Source organism: Halopseudomonas sp. (assembly GCF_047631575.1).
In the GTDB taxonomy this organism is placed as follows: Bacteria; Pseudomonadota; Gammaproteobacteria; order Pseudomonadales; family Pseudomonadaceae; genus Halopseudomonas.
Genome location: NZ_JBLIAB010000013.1, coordinates 1 through 14,640, shown reverse-complemented (window position 1 = coordinate 14,640; position 14,640 = coordinate 1). Strand labels below are relative to the sequence as shown.

The following is a 14,640-nucleotide window of genomic DNA, read 5'->3' as shown; positions in this document are numbered from 1 at the left end:
AACGCGGCGATGACGAGTAGAACAATGATCTTGCCGGCTTTCATGGTGCGAGTACTCCTGACGGTAAAAAAGGTGACTGAACTCAGCGCAGATAGAGTTCGGTCAGACGTTCGTAGCGCTGGCGGTTGAGGCCCAGATCCGACTTGCCGGCACGACTGGCCGAGCGAAAGTGTACCTCTCGGGTATCGGCATTTAGATAAAACTCGGCGTCGTCACGAAAGCGCATTGTGGGCGTGACGAACACCACTCGAAGATAATCGGCGTCTTCGCGCACGATCTCTGTCTCGGCTCCGTCATAGTCAGCCAGGGCGTCCTTGATAGACTGCATTGTCGTTGCCTGATCAGCCTTAAACTGCCATGGCAGGATCAGAGCAGCTTCATCAGCGGTCTGGGTGGATACGCCGTTCGGGTTACCGCTCAGCGGTGTCAGAAGCCCATCAGTATGGCCCAGCTCGGGCGTCTGGCTGTTTTGCCAGTAGATGAAGCCAAAAGCAGCGGCAACGAGAGACACAATGATCAACAGCACAATAACCAATATTTTCATTTGAACACTTCCCTGAGAGATATCCTGGATAAGATCATCTTGTGCACAAAACAATAAGCGACAGCTATTGACGGGTCAATACCTTGTGCGCAAAATAAATACAGTATTCCTAAGGCACGAGGTCGTCCCATGTCTGATTCCGCCAGCCGGATGTTGTTACGCAATCAGCTCTGCCATTCGCTGTACAGTGCCAGTAACGCGATGATCCGTGCGTACCGGCCATTGCTTGAGCCCCTCGGGCTGACTTACCCGCAATACCTGGTGATGCTGGCCCTCTGGGAGCACGATGCGGTGCCGATCAAGCAACTGGTCGAAGATACCCGTCTGGATGCAGGAACCCTGACGCCGATTCTCAAGCGGCTCGAGCACAAGGAACTAATCCTGCGCTGCAAGGGCATCGAAGACGAGCGGCAGTGGTTGATCGCGCTGACTGCCACGGGGACTCAGATGCGCGAGCAGGCCACCGATATTCCAGTAAAACTGTTCTGCCTGACCAGTATGACGCCGGAACAGGCCTTGGCGTTGAAGCAGGCCGCCGAGCAGATTTATCGCGATGTCACCCGTCGCGCGTTCGACTCTGCCAAACCAACTTCAGCCCAGCGCACCACCACAACTTGATCCCTGGCCCGCGGTACAGGCAAAGCAATGGTCGCGGGTCATGATGGGGTTATTTTTCAGGTCACTGCCAAGCAGATCGCTCAAATGACTGCGGTCGCGTGCGAGCAGGTTCATCGGCAGATCGAGCATTTGATTGAAGTCGCAGTCATATAAATAGCCTTGCCAGTCCACGCTGACCATTGAACGGCACATCAGCCCGGCCATATTGTCTTCGCTGAAATTATCGCGCAGCAGCTGCATGTAATCATTGAACTGCCCCTTGCTCACCAGGGTGCTGCCAAAGCGCGCGATGGGCTGATTGGTAATGGTGTGCAACTGGTTGAAAGTAATCCCGAAATCTTCCGCCAGATGGCTTTTGTATTCCGCTTCAAGCGCGGCCTGAGGCGGCGGCAAATTCGGACCCTGGGGGTTGAACACCAGGTTCAGGCTCAGAGCCTGGTTGTCCTGCCCATAGCCCAGCTTGTTCAGCATTTGCAGGCCCTCGATACTGCGCACGAACACGCCGTCCCCACGTTGCTTGTCGACGTTATCGCGCGAATAGCAGGGTAAGGAGGCCGATACCATGACCTGCTGCTCAGCCAGAAACTCCGCCAGGCCTTCGTAGCCAGGCTCGGTGAGAATAGTCAAGTTGCAGCGGTCAATGACCTGCAGTCCCTCGCGTCGGGCATGGATGACAATCTCGCGAAAACGCGGATGCATTTCTGGCGCACCACCGGTGAGATCAAGGATCTGAACCGAATGGGCATCAATGACGTTATACAGGGTAGCGAGCACTTCGTCGCTCATCGCTTCGGTACGCGTCGGGCCCGCATTAACGTGGCAATGCAGGCAACGTTGGTTACAGGTATAGGTCAGGTTGACCTGCAGAGTTTGCAGGCCTGTACGGGCAATCGCCGGGAATGACAAATTGTCCAGCAGGGGTAGCGTGTCGCGCACAGGATGCTCCTATCTGGGGATTAACTGTTTGGAGTCAATGTATAGCTGATTGTTACAGCTTGTTTGGAAAAAACCCATGGCAAACATGAACCTTATGTATCCAACTGTTAGTCTTGAATTAATTCATTACCACTCAGGAGAGTGAAATGCGTCATTTATTAATGGGGGTTATCTGTACCGTCGGCGTGTCAGTCGCCGCCTCCGCACTCGCGCAATCTGCCGAGACCAGTCCGATTCCACTCGCAACCACCCAAGCGCCAGTGCTAGCGTTTGAAGAGACCACGGCGATTCGCGATGCGGTCAGTAGCTCAAGTCGCTCGATTTCCAATGTCATGCGCGACGCCCATCGTAATCCGCAAGCGACGCTGGAGTTCTTTGGCATCCGGGAAGATCAGACGGTGGTCGAGATCTGGCCGGGTGGCGGGTGGTACACAGAAATTCTTGCGCCGCTGCTACGCGATGAAGGTAAGTTGATAGCGGCGCACTTTCCCGCGGAGTCCGATGTCGCGTTTTTCGTCAAGTCGCGTAAGGATTACGAGCATATGCTCACGCGCCGGGCGAATGTATACGACGCCGTGCAGATGACCACGCTTGATTATAGTTCGGACAACGCAATCGCCGAACCAGGTACCGCCGATCGTGTGGTCACCTTTCGCAGCGTGCATAATTGGCTTGAAGCTGGCATGGATGAAACCCGCACCGTATTCGCCAAGATGTTCGACGTATTGAAACCCGGCGGCATGCTCGGCCTGGTCGAACACCGCGCCCGGCCCGACGTTGATCTGGAGGAAATGATCAAGACTGGTTATGTCTCGGAGCAGCTTGTATTGGAGCTGGCACTGGAAGCCGGATTCGAACTGGTCTCGCGCAGCGCGGTCAACCAGAATCCGCAGGACCTGCGCGACCACCCCCACGGCGTCTGGAGCCTACCGCCCACCTTGCGCGGTGGTAACGAGAACCGCATCCATCTGATGGGCGTTGGCGAAAGCGACAGGATGACCCTGTTGTTTATCAAACCGCAGTAGAGTTAAGGCGGTTAACGCAGAGTGTTTCAAGGGTGAGGGTTGCTAGGCGACATTGGCTTGAGCGCCCCCTGATTTACTCACCTCGCCGGCACGCTGCAGGGTTCGGAAAGCGGTCGGGCTCATCCCGATCCAGCGCCGGAAGGCACGGGTAAAGCTGCTCGGGTCGAGAAAGCCCAGCTCGTAGGCGATGCTGGTGAGGGATAGCTGGTCTTGACTGATCATTCTGATCGCTCCCTCCTTGCGCACCTCATCTACCAGTAACTCATACGAGGTGCCGAACAAGCTCAGTTTGCGGCGCAGATGTCGTGGGCTGATATTCATGGGTACTGCAATGCGCTCCTCAGACATATCGCCAGAGCCAAGCAACACCTGAATCCGTCGTTTTACCTGCTCCACCAGGTTATTACTTGGCATATTCGCCAGCAGACCTTCCATGGTCTCAACAAACCGTGGCAACAAGAAAGGATCGGCGCTGGCCAGGGGTTTGGCGAGCAAAGAGGGATTCAGTGAGATGCAATAGTCCTCATCACTGGCCGTGACGGGACATCCGAGCAGCCGCGCGCACAGCTCCAACTCTTGATCGTCCTCGCGGATCAGCGCGACACTCTTTATCAGGCTCAGATTATCCAGATCCAGATGATGCAGCAGGCGGCACATATACCCAACCAGCGCCTCGATGTGCTGACGATGGGGTTGGCCTTGCGCACGCAACAGGATGTGCAAAAAATCCTCGCCCTGCAGGGTTTCCAGCTTGATCTGAGTACTGGCGATTGGAAAAAAACGGACCAGATTGGTTAACGCAGCGCCCACTGTGGAGCAGGCCTGGCTGGTCAGGGCGATCGCATTTAATGCCGTCGGTATGAAGAGCCGATTTATACGCAGCCCGAACAGCGGATCGTCTGACAACCTTAATGCCTCGGTCCAAATAAGGGAGCACGAAGCCTGATCGACAAAGCCAGAGGAGGGCGGCATGCCACCAAACACGCTCTGAATAACATCGGAGTCGGTGAGTGATCGCTCATACTGGCGTAATGCCTGATCTATCAGCGGTATCCACAGCGCCCGCTCACCCATGCGCCCGCTTGCCTTTGAATTGACGGTATCCGCCATGACCCCGTGCCTCGCGAAAGTGCGTGAACAGAACTAGGTTCTATCTATTATTAGAAAGGTAGATCTCGTTCATTTTAAAGCTGAGACCTCGGAACTCCGTTTCGCTAGGCGAAATACTAAAACGCACCCCTGAACTATCCGGTTAATCCTTTCTAGCCCAAACGGGTGAGAACTTTTTGCCGGGTACAGAGCTTTCATACGCTTTTATACTAAAGCTGTCATTCTTTCGTGAAAGCCTACGCTAGACCGGGTGCTGATTAACATGTCAAGCTCGCGCTAACTCCGATAGGACTTCAGTCTTGCGTTTCATTCAGCGCCTATCAAAGCACAATTTTAATTTCAATTCATCGACTGAATGGCCGGTAGAGTCAAATAAATTGGCCTTCAGGGGCAAGTCTTTCATGGGGAGTGCGTGCGAGACTGCGGCTGTCCTGAACGTGTCTTCAGATACACAGGTTCATGTCACCCTAACGGAGCAGCACAATGACAAAAAAAATGCATGCTTGGTCGCTCGCGGCCTTGCCATTGGCTATCGGTCTGGCCAGTTTTACCGGTTCAGCTAACGCAATTACGTATAATTTTGGTGAAGTCCAGGCCCAGTTTGATTCGCAGTTGTCTGTTGGCGCCAGTATGTCGACTCAGAGTGCTGACAAGCGTTTTATCCACATAGCCACCTCCCGCGACGGCGTTCCACAAAACGGCGAAGCTGCAGGACGTACATCAGACGACGGTCGCTTGAATTACGACGCTGGCGACGTATTCTCCAAAATCTTTCGCGGCGTACACGATCTTGAATTGAGTTATGGTGACTCAGGTGCGTTTTTCCGTGGCAAGTATTGGTACGACTTTGAAACCAAAGACGGCAGTCAGCGTTTCTATGACATTGACGATTCCGGTCGTCCGCCGCTGGTCAAAGGTGCAGGTACTGCATTGCTTGACGCATTCGTTTATCACAACTACACCATTGGCAACACGCCAGGTAACGTTCGCCTGGGTCGTCAAGTGGTTAGCTGGGGTGAAAGTACTTTCATCCAGAACTCGATTAACTCGATCAACCCGGTTGACGTAGCGGCTTTTCGCCGTCCAGGCGCGGAAATCAAGGAAGGTCTGTTGCCGGTCGAAATGCTCTATATCTCCCAAGGTCTTACAGACAATCTGTCGATGGAAGCCTTCTACCAGTTGAAGTGGGCACCTTTTGCCATTGATAACTGCGGTACTTTCTTCGGTTCTGACACCCTTGCTACTGGCTGTAATGACCGTTTGGTAGTGGGTGGCTCTGATAATCCGCAAGGTCAGCAGCCAGCCTTTTTGATTATCAACCGAGCTGATAAAGACCGTGAGGCCAGTGATGATGGGCAGTTTGGTGTTGCGTTCCGTTATTACGCGGCGCAACTGAATGATACTGAGTTCGGCTTCTACGCAATGAACTATCACAGCCGTGCGCCTCTTTACTCCAGTATCGCAGGTGTCCCTCCTGCAACACCCTTTGGAAACCCGATTGTTGGCATCGATGGCCGATCCTCGCCTGCAGGCTATTTCTTTGAATACCCAGAAGACATCCGTCTTTACGGTGTCAGCTTTGCAACCAACGTTGCCGGAACTGCGTTGAGTGGCGAAGTAAGCTATCGCCCTAATCAGCCGCTGCAGATCAACACGGCTGACCAAAGCCGTCTTGCTCTGGTTAGTGCCGCCACTGGCCAAGACAACACCCACCGCGGAATATCGATAGGTACTGGTGGCATAGGGTCTGAAATCACCGGTTACGAGCGTAAGGAAGTCTACCAGGCACAAATCACAGCCATTCACTTTGTTGAGCGGGTACTGGGTGCCAGCCGTCTCGCATTGGTTGGTGAAGTTGGTGTCAACTACGTAGGTAGCTTGGGAGATACTACTAAGTTTGGTCGTGATTCCTTGTTCGGTCAAAGCCCTTATGTTGCAAGTGACGTTGGTCCTCCGGGCGTTGTAGCAGGTCAGTGCTCTTCGTTTCAAGGCACGGCTCCTGCAGGACGTTCGCCTAATGCTGCGAGCTGGTGTGAAAATGATGGTTTCGTAACTCCATGGTCATCGGGTTACCGTGTTCGTGCTTCACTTGACTACAGCAACGTGTTTGCCGGTATCAACCTGAGCCCGAACCTGACCTGGTCCCACGATGTTGATGGCTATGGTCCTAACTTCACTGAGAACGCCAAGGCAGTCAACATTGGTCTGAACGCTGATTACGGCAATAAGTACACTGCCAGTCTGAGCTACACTGATTTCTTCGATGGCAAATACAACACCAACGTGGATCGCGATTTCGCATCCGCCAGCGTCAGCGTGAACTTCTAAGACAGGCAACTGGAGATAAAAATAATGATGCGTATGCAAAAAACCCTTATGGGTGCCTGTGGTCTGGCCTTGAGCCTCCTGGCAACCAGCGTTATGGCTCAAAGCCTGACGCAGGACGAAATCAATCAGTTGGGCAACAACCTGACTCCGATCGGTGCTGAAAAAGCCGGTAATGCTTCAGGCACTATTCCTGAATGGACTGGTGGTATCGGTCCGGATGCAGGTACCAAACTGGAAGACAACTTCTCCACCAACCCGTATGCCAATGAGCAGCCAGAGTTCGTGATCACTGCTCAGAACTATCAGCAGTACAGCGAAAATCTGACACCTGGCCAGATTGCTTTGTTTGAGCGTTATCCTGAAACCTACCGTATGCCGGTCTATCAGTCGCATCGTTCTGTTGGTTACCCGCAGGCAGTATATGACCAGGTCAAGCGAACTGCAGGTCAGGCCAAGCTGGTTAATGCTGGCGACGGTATCGATAACTTCGCCCATGGCACCTTCGCCTTCCCGATCCCGAAAACCGGTGGGGAAGTCGTCTGGAACCACCTGACTCGCTATCGTATCAACACCAAGCGCTGGTACATGCAGGCCATGCCGCAGACCAACGGTTCCTACACCCTCATCAAGCTGGAAGAGGAAGTGGGCTACCCGCAGTTGATGGATGATGTTGATGAAGCAAGCATCCCTAACACCTTGCTGTTCTTCAAGCAGAGTGTGAATGCGCCCTCGCGTCTGGCAGGTAACGTACTGGTGGTACACGACACCCTGGATCAGTTGAAAGAGCCACGCATGGCGTGGGTTTACAACGCCGGCCAGCGTCGCGTACGTCGCGCACCACAGGTTGCTTATGACGGACCAGGTACCGCTTCGGACGGCATGCGTACTTCCGACAACTTCGCCATGTATAACGGTGCACCTGATCGTTACGACTGGAAGCTGGTTGGCAAGAAAGAAATCTACGTGCCGTACAACAGCTACAAGATGACCCAGCCCGGTGTGAAGTACGAGGACGTGCTGAACGCAGGCCACATCAATCCTGAATACACCCGCTTCGAGTTGCACCGTGTGTGGGAAGTGCAGGGTAACGTGAAAGACGGTCAACGCCACATCTACGCCCAGCGTAACTTCTTCATGGACGAGGATTCCTGGTTGTTGAACCTGGCCGATCACTACGACGGTCGTGGCACGCTTTGGCGTGTAGGTGAAGGCCACGTTGCCTTCAACTACAACGTCAGTCTGCCGGGTTATGCCATCGAGACCCTGTATGACCTGTTGGCCGGCCGTTACATTGCCCTGGGCATGTACACCGAAGAAGTCTCTGCACCGCAGTTCGACTTCAAACCAACCTACAACCAGTTTACCCCGGCAGCCCTGCGCTCCTCGGGTATCCGCTAAGCTGGTCGCCTTCGGGCAATAAGAAAGGGAGCCAATTGGCTCCCTTTTTTTTCCTTTTTTTACACCCTAGCCACCCACGCCACCGGTTTGCCGTACCTCACCGCGAAATGCAGTAGGGCTCATGCCCGTCCAGCGGCGGAAAGCGCGGGTGAAGCTGCTGGGGTCAAGAAAGCCCAGTTCAAAGGCAATACGGCCCAAGTTCAGCTTTCCATCCTCAATTAAACGAATAGCCAGCTCCATACGCACTTCATCCAGTAGCTTCTCGTAGGTTGTTTGGGTTTCGCTCAATTTACGGCGCAGGTGGCGCGGGCTCATATTGAAGGGAGTAGCGACCAGATCTTCCGACACCTCCCGTTCTGACACCAGCACCCGTATGCGTTGTTTTACCTGCTCGGCAAAATCGATATTGGGAACGGCGCTGAGCATATCTTCCAGGGTGGAATCGAGGCGTTTGACCAGAAAGGCATCGGCTGCGGGGAGGGGGCTGTCCATCATGTGCCTGTTGAGTTTGACTGCGATCCGCTTGCTGCCGGGGCGGATACGCTTGCCGAATACGTTTTCGCAGGCAGAGCGGGTTTTATCATGATCAGCGGTCAAGCGTGTTTCCAGCACCATCGAGCTGTTAGCCGGGTCAAGCGCGCGCCATATATGCTGACAATGGGAGAGCAGTGCTTCCATATGCATCGGGTGCGGTGTGCCACGGGGCTGAAAGTAAACCGTCATGTGCTGGTCATCTTCTACTGAGTAAAGTTGCACTTGGGTGCTGAATACCGAGAAGAAACGGATAACTCTTTGCACTGCCTCACCGATAGTCGCGCTAGATACTGCCGCTAGCCCAAGCACCTTCAGGGTGTTGGAGCAGTAGGTTTGGCCCATCCGGAGTCCGAAGCACTCATCCTTTGCTAGGGTCGCGGCGGCATGCCAGAGCCGGTTCATGTCAGTTTGGCTTATCTGTACTGAACTCAGGTCCTTTGAGACGAAATAATGTTGTAGGTCACCGGGCAGGTCAGTCGTCGATTTGCCGTATTCACTTGTGAGAGTCTGGCTTATGCCTTGAGCCCAAAAGGCTCGCTCTTGCAGCCGTGCGCATGGCAGCGGATGGAGTGTCTGGTTCATACTCAGAAGTTCTCTTGTGCTTTATTGTTGTATTTTTATCTCAAATTGATTGGATCTGTCTTAAAGATAAATTAAATTGATTTATTATGCAAAAGAATGGAACAGATAATTCCGCGTTAAGAAACTGCCCTATTCAGTACATGAATGTCCTTTCGGGGCTACAAATTAGTCCTTTTCGGACAAATCAAATGCATTCTCCGTGACAGAATTACTTCCGATGTCAAAGGCCTAAGGGTCTGCTGGCATTCATGAATAAATCTAACGGAGCAGCACAATGACAAAAAAAATGCATGCTTGGTCGCTCGCGGCGTTGCCTTTGGCAATCGGTCTGGCCAGCTTCTCGGGTTCAGCAGGTGCGGTGGCTTTTAATATTGGCGAAGTTAAGGCCCAGTTCGACTCCCAGCTTTCACTGGGTGCCAGCATGTCGACTGAGGACGCTAACAAGGATTTCATCCATGTTGCCTCCGGCGGTTTTGCTGCATCGCGGACATCCGATGATGGCCGCCAGAATTATGAATCCGGTGATTTCTTCTCCAAGATTTTTCGGGGTATTCACGATCTAGAATTGAGCTACGGTGATTCCGGTGCCTTCTTCCGTGGTAAGTACTGGTACGATTTCGAAACAAAAGACGGCAGTCAGCGTTTCTACAACATTGATGACTCTGGTCGTCCGCCGTTGGTTAAAGGTGCCGGTGTTGCTCTGCTGGATGCCTTTGTTTACCACAACTACACCATTGGTGATAAGCCCGGCAACGTTCGCCTGGGTCGTCAGGTAGTTAGCTGGGGTGAAAGTACTTTCATCCAGAATTCGATTAACTCGATCAACCCGATTGACGTAGCAGCATTCCGTCGTCCAGGTGCTGAGCTCAAGGAAGGTCTGCTGCCAGTAGAGATGTTATATATCTCCCAGGGCCTGACCGACAATTTGAACGTTGAAGCCTTTTACCAGCTCAAGTGGGCGCCATACGCCATCGATAATTGCGGCACGTTCTTTGGTGCTGATACCTTGGCTACTGGTTGCGTAGATCGTCTGGTCGTCGCTGGTGCTGATGCACCCCAGGGTGATCCCAGCCTGGCTTCACCCAATGGCCCCGGTGGTCTGTCCCGTTACATTGTTCGGGCAGAGAAAGATCGTGAGGCGAGCGATGATGGTCAGTTTGGCGTGGCATTCCGTTACTACGCAGCCGAGCTGAACGATACTGAACTTGGCTTTTACGCCATGAACTATCACAGCCGTACGCCCTTTTATTCGAGCATTAATGCGACCAGCGCTTCTTTTGTGTCTGATCCGATTGGCGGGATTAACGGTGAGCCGGGTGCAGCAGGTTATTTCTTCGAATATCCTGAAGACATCCGTCTGTACGGCGTAAGCTTTGCGACCAACATCGCCGGCACCGCTGTCAGTGGCGAGATGAGCTATCGTCCAAACATGCCTATGCAGGTGACTACCGGTGACATGAGCGTTAGTGCTTTGCCTGGTGCCTTCAAGGGTGGCGATGCGTACGATCCAGCTAACCGCGGTAACACAGGAACACACCGTGCAGAACTGCAAGGTTACGACCGCAAAGAGTTTTATCAGATCCAGACTACGGCAATTCACTTCATCGAGCGCGTACTGGGCGCAAGCCGTCTAGTTCTGGTCGGCGAAGTGGGCTACAACTACATCTCCGGCTTGAGCACCAGCCCAGGTTCGACCATGTACGGTCGGGACTCGTTGTTCGGTCAAAGCCAAGTAGCTGATGGTTCTTGCTTCTCTCAAGCCACTTCATCCAAATCAGCTAGCTGGTGTGAAAGCGATGGCTTCTACAGCACTCACTCCTGGGGCTACCGTGCGCGTGCTGTGCTGAACTACAACAACGCGTTTGCCGGCATCAACCTGAGCCCGGGTTTGGCTTTCTCGCATGATGTCAAGGGTTGGGGTCCTAACTTCAATGAGGGTTCCAAGTCGGTTGGTCTGTCGGTAAATGCTGATTATGCCAGCAAGTACTCGGCAAGCCTGAGCTACAACACCTTCTTTGACGGCAAGTACAACACCGCCAAAGACCGCGATTTCGCTTCCGTCAGCGTCAGCGTGACGTTCTAAGACTGGCAACTGGAGAGATAAAATAATGATGCGTATGCAAAAAACTCTATTGGGTGCTGGTGGTCTGGCCTTGAGCCTCCTGGCAACCGGCGTCATGGCGCAAAGCCTGACGCAGGACGAAATCAATCAGTTGGGTAATAACCTGACTCCGATCGGTGCTGAAAAAGCCGGTAATGCTTCAGGCACTATTCCTGAATGGACTGGTGGTATCGGTCCGGATGCAGGTACCAAACTGGAAGACAACTTCTCCACCAACCCGTATGCCAATGAGCAGCCAGAGTTCGTGATCACTGCTCAGAACTATCAGCAGTACAGCGAAAATCTGACACCTGGCCAGATTGCTTTGTTTGAGCGTTATCCTGAAACCTACCGTATGCCGGTCTATCAGTCGCATCGTTCTGTTGGTTACCCGCAGGCAGTATATGACCAGGTCAAGCGAACTGCAGGTCAGGCCAAGCTGGTTAATGCTGGCGACGGTATCGATAACTTCGCCCATGGCACCTTCGCCTTCCCGATCCCGAAAACCGGTGGGGAAGTCGTCTGGAACCACCTGACTCGCTATCGTATCAACACCAAGCGCTGGTACATGCAGGCCATGCCGCAGACCAACGGTTCCTACACCCTCATCAAGCTGGAAGAGGAAGTGGGCTACCCGCAGTTGATGGATGATGTTGATGAAGCAAGCATCCCTAACACCTTGCTGTTCTTCAAGCAGAGTGTGAATGCGCCCTCGCGTCTGGCAGGTAACGTACTGGTGGTACACGACACCCTGGATCAGTTGAAAGAGCCACGCATGGCGTGGGTTTACAACGCCGGCCAGCGTCGCGTACGTCGCGCACCACAGGTTGCTTATGACGGACCAGGTACCGCTTCGGACGGCATGCGTACTTCCGACAACTTCGCCATGTATAACGGTGCACCTGATCGTTACGACTGGAAGCTGGTTGGCAAGAAAGAAATCTACGTGCCGTACAACAGCTACAAGATGACCCAGCCCGGTGTGAAGTACGAGGACGTGCTGAACGCAGGCCACATCAATCCTGAATACACCCGCTTCGAGTTGCACCGTGTGTGGGAAGTGCAGGGTAACGTGAAAGACGGTCAACGCCACATCTACGCCCAGCGTAACTTCTTCATGGACGAGGATTCCTGGTTGTTGAACCTGGCCGATCACTACGACGGTCGTGGCACGCTTTGGCGTGTAGGTGAAGGCCACGTTGCCTTCAACTACAACGTCAGTCTGCCGGGTTATGCCATCGAGACCCTGTATGACCTGTTGGCCGGCCGTTACATTGCCCTGGGCATGTACACCGAAGAAGTCTCTGCACCGCAGTTCGACTTCAAACCAACCTACAATCAGTTTACCCCGGCAGCCCTGCGCTCCTCGGGTATTCGTTAAGCTGTAATGCTGCTCAAGTAATTGTTTGAGTTTTAAGGGGCATCCTCGGATGTCCCTTTTTTTGTGCCTGAATTCTAACCCTTCGCACCCAGGCGGACGCAGGCCCTGTCCAAACACCAGGCCCTGTCCAAACACCAAGCCCTGCCGACATCAGGGTGTTACACTGTTCGCCATTCAATTCGATTATCGTCGTCCCAGAGGGAAGCATCCTTGTTTAGCGAATTTGCCCTGCACGAACGTCTGCTCAAAGGCCTTGAAGAACTGTCATTTGATACGCCCACCGAGGTCCAGCAGGCAGCGATCCCTCCTGCGATAGCAGGGGACGACCTGCATGTGATTGCTCAGACTGGCAGCGGCAAGACGGCAGCTTTTGTATTGCCCCTTCTGCAGCGGTTGATGACCGATGACAGTCAGGCCATGGTGCCCCGGGCATTGATATTGCTTCCCACCCGCGAACTGGCCCGGCAAATCATTTCCGAAGTGCAGCGTTTTGCCAAGTTCACCTTTATCAAGGCTGAGCTCATCACCGGTGGCGAGGACTTCAAGGTTCAGGCCGCCAAGATGCGCAAGAACCCTGACATCATTATTGCCACCCCCGGCCGTGCGCTCGAACACCTGGCCGCCGGCAGCCTGATATTGACCGGTGTTCAGGTACTGGTTCTGGACGAAGCCGATCGCATGCTGGACATGGGCTTCACCGAAGACGTTATGAAGCTTGCCAATGAGTGCCCGGTCGAACGCCAGACACTGCTATTCTCCGCCACCAAAGGCAGCGCCGCACTCAAGCGCGTCGTTGATGAAGTACAGCGCACCCCGCGGCTATTGCAGCTCAACACCGTCCGGGACGACACCCCAGCTATAACCCAGCAAGTTATCGCTGCTGATGATCAGGGTCACAAGGAAGCGATGCTCAAGTGGCTGCTGGTTAACGAGAGCCCCGGCAAAGCGATTGTCTTTACCAATACACGGATCATGGCTGACCGCCTCAACGGCGTACTGCGGGCCATGGACCTGCGGGTCTATGTGCTACATGGCGAAAAAGATCAAAAAGACCGTAAGCTGGCCATTGAACGCCTCAAACAAGGTCATGTCGGCGTGCTCGTCGCCACCGACGTAGCCGCTCGTGGTCTGGACATCGATGAGCTCGATCTGGTCATCAACTTTGACATGCCGCGGAGTGGCGACGATTACCTGCACCGTATCGGCCGTACGGGCAGGGCAGGGGCCGAAGGTGTCGCCATCTCCCTGGTGGCCCCCCACGAATGGAATCTGATGTGCAGCATCGAGCGCTACCTGCGCCGGCAATTTGAACGCCGCACGATCAAAGAACTTGTTGGTAGCTACAAAGGCCCCAAGAAAACCAAGGCCTCCGGCAAACCGGTCGGTAGCAAGAAAAAGAAAGACGACAAGAAAAAAGACGGCAAAAAACGGCCGAAGTCCAAGCCAGCTGCCAAGCGTAAACCGGCAGTACCCACAGGGCAGGTGGTCACCAGCTCAGACGGGTTCGGGCCGCCCAAGAAGCGCAGCTGAGGGATTAGTATAGGGTCACGAACCAACGCTGGTCCGAAAGCATAATGCTAAACCCCGCTGTTTTACGCTCAAGATGGGTTCCCGCGTGCGCGGGAATGACGAGGTTTTTGGCGCACACGGTGTGCCATGCCAACCCTCTGTGCTACCCCCAAACGTCATCCTCGCGAATGCGGGGACCCATTTTCGGGTGTAAAATGAGTGAGGTTGTGCCTTAGTGCGGGTTAGCGGGAATGACGGGCGTTTTGTCTTGCCCGCCACAACTGAAACAACCCAATCAATACCAACCCCGCCAGCACCCCGCCGGTATTAGCATACATATCAGTAATATCAGCCGACCGCGTCGGTTGAAAGCTTTGCACGTACTCCACGGCCACCCCCACCATAAACATCAAAAAACCCCTTACCCACCAGTACCATCTGGGGAATGCCAGGAAGTTAAGGACGGTGCAGGCAAACAGGCCGCCGGCGTGGTAGAAGTAGGCGTGCCAGCTGGCAGTGGCGGGAGGTGGTGTGGGGCTCATGCCCAGATAGATGCCCAGGCCTAATACGGCGA

The 14,640-nt window shown here is 53.9% G+C and carries 12 protein-coding genes; 7 read left to right on the top strand and 5 right to left on the bottom strand.

The window, feature by feature from the left end:
* Nucleotides 1–82: 82 nt before the first annotated feature.
* Complete coding sequence (locus ACJAXR_RS15195; RefSeq protein ID WP_415059109.1) at nucleotides 83–544, bottom strand: DUF1499 domain-containing protein; 462 nt, start codon at nucleotides 542–544, stop codon at nucleotides 83–85.
* Between the two features lie 129 nt (nucleotides 545–673).
* Between ACJAXR_RS15195 and ACJAXR_RS15190 the strand changes: the two genes are divergently transcribed.
* The gene (locus tag ACJAXR_RS15190) at nucleotides 674–1,162 is read left to right on the top strand and encodes a MarR family winged helix-turn-helix transcriptional regulator (protein ID WP_415059108.1); all 489 of its coding nucleotides are present in this window, start codon (nucleotides 674–676) and stop codon (nucleotides 1,160–1,162) included.
* On the opposite strand, the gene arsS is transcribed toward ACJAXR_RS15190, so the two are convergent.
* Nucleotides 1,136–2,098 carry an arsenosugar biosynthesis radical SAM (seleno)protein ArsS gene (arsS, locus tag ACJAXR_RS15185; RefSeq protein WP_415059107.1) on the bottom strand — a complete coding sequence of 321 codons (963 nt, stop codon included), beginning with the start codon at nucleotides 2,096–2,098 and terminating at the stop codon, nucleotides 1,136–1,138. The two genes, ACJAXR_RS15190 and arsS, sit on opposite strands and share 27 nt — an antisense overlap.
* A gap of 146 nt (nucleotides 2,099–2,244) precedes the next feature.
* Here arsS and ACJAXR_RS15180 point away from each other — a divergent pair, with 146 nt between their 5' ends.
* Nucleotides 2,245–3,123: a class I SAM-dependent methyltransferase gene (locus ACJAXR_RS15180; RefSeq protein WP_415059106.1), complete on the top strand. Its 879-nt coding sequence runs from the start codon at nucleotides 2,245–2,247 to the stop codon at nucleotides 3,121–3,123.
* A gap of 42 nt (nucleotides 3,124–3,165) precedes the next feature.
* On the opposite strand, the gene ACJAXR_RS15175 is transcribed toward ACJAXR_RS15180, so the two are convergent.
* The gene (locus ACJAXR_RS15175; protein WP_415059105.1) at nucleotides 3,166–4,233 is read right to left on the bottom strand and encodes a helix-turn-helix domain-containing protein; all 1,068 of its coding nucleotides are present in this window, start codon (nucleotides 4,231–4,233) and stop codon (nucleotides 3,166–3,168) included.
* 483 nt (nucleotides 4,234–4,716) lie between these two features.
* On the opposite strand from ACJAXR_RS15175, the gene ACJAXR_RS15170 reads away from it, so the two are divergent.
* On the top strand, nucleotides 4,717–6,561 hold the full coding sequence (locus ACJAXR_RS15170) for a DUF1302 domain-containing protein (RefSeq protein WP_415059104.1): 1,845 nt from the start codon (nucleotides 4,717–4,719) through the stop codon (nucleotides 6,559–6,561).
* Between the two features lie 33 nt (nucleotides 6,562–6,594).
* On the top strand, nucleotides 6,595–7,959 hold the full coding sequence (locus ACJAXR_RS15165; RefSeq protein ID WP_415059111.1) for a DUF1329 domain-containing protein: 1,365 nt from the start codon (nucleotides 6,595–6,597) through the stop codon (nucleotides 7,957–7,959).
* A gap of 66 nt (nucleotides 7,960–8,025) precedes the next feature.
* Here ACJAXR_RS15165 and ACJAXR_RS15160 read toward each other — a convergent pair whose 3' ends face one another.
* Nucleotides 8,026–9,075, bottom strand: a complete 1,050-nt coding sequence (locus ACJAXR_RS15160; RefSeq protein WP_415059103.1) for an AraC family transcriptional regulator ligand-binding domain-containing protein — start codon at nucleotides 9,073–9,075, stop codon at nucleotides 8,026–8,028.
* Nucleotides 9,076–9,349: 274 nt separating this feature from the next.
* Here ACJAXR_RS15160 and ACJAXR_RS15155 point away from each other — a divergent pair, with 274 nt between their 5' ends.
* From ACJAXR_RS15155 to ACJAXR_RS15145, 3 genes are all read left to right on the top strand, one after another.
* On the top strand, nucleotides 9,350–11,158 hold the full coding sequence (locus ACJAXR_RS15155) for a DUF1302 domain-containing protein (protein ID WP_415059102.1): 1,809 nt from the start codon (nucleotides 9,350–9,352) through the stop codon (nucleotides 11,156–11,158).
* Between the two features lie 34 nt (nucleotides 11,159–11,192).
* A complete protein-coding gene (locus ACJAXR_RS15150) occupies nucleotides 11,193–12,557 on the top strand; it encodes a DUF1329 domain-containing protein (RefSeq protein WP_415059110.1) in 1,365 nt (454 codons plus the stop codon).
* A gap of 210 nt (nucleotides 12,558–12,767) precedes the next feature.
* Nucleotides 12,768–14,087 (top strand): DEAD/DEAH box helicase, encoded by a 1,320-nt coding sequence (locus ACJAXR_RS15145; protein ID WP_415059101.1) that lies wholly within the window; start codon nucleotides 12,768–12,770, stop codon nucleotides 14,085–14,087.
* A gap of 221 nt (nucleotides 14,088–14,308) precedes the next feature.
* On the opposite strand, the gene ACJAXR_RS15140 is transcribed toward ACJAXR_RS15145, so the two are convergent.
* A partial coding sequence (locus tag ACJAXR_RS15140; RefSeq protein WP_415059100.1) for a VanZ family protein occupies nucleotides 14,309–14,640 on the bottom strand: 332 nt, incomplete at its 5' end.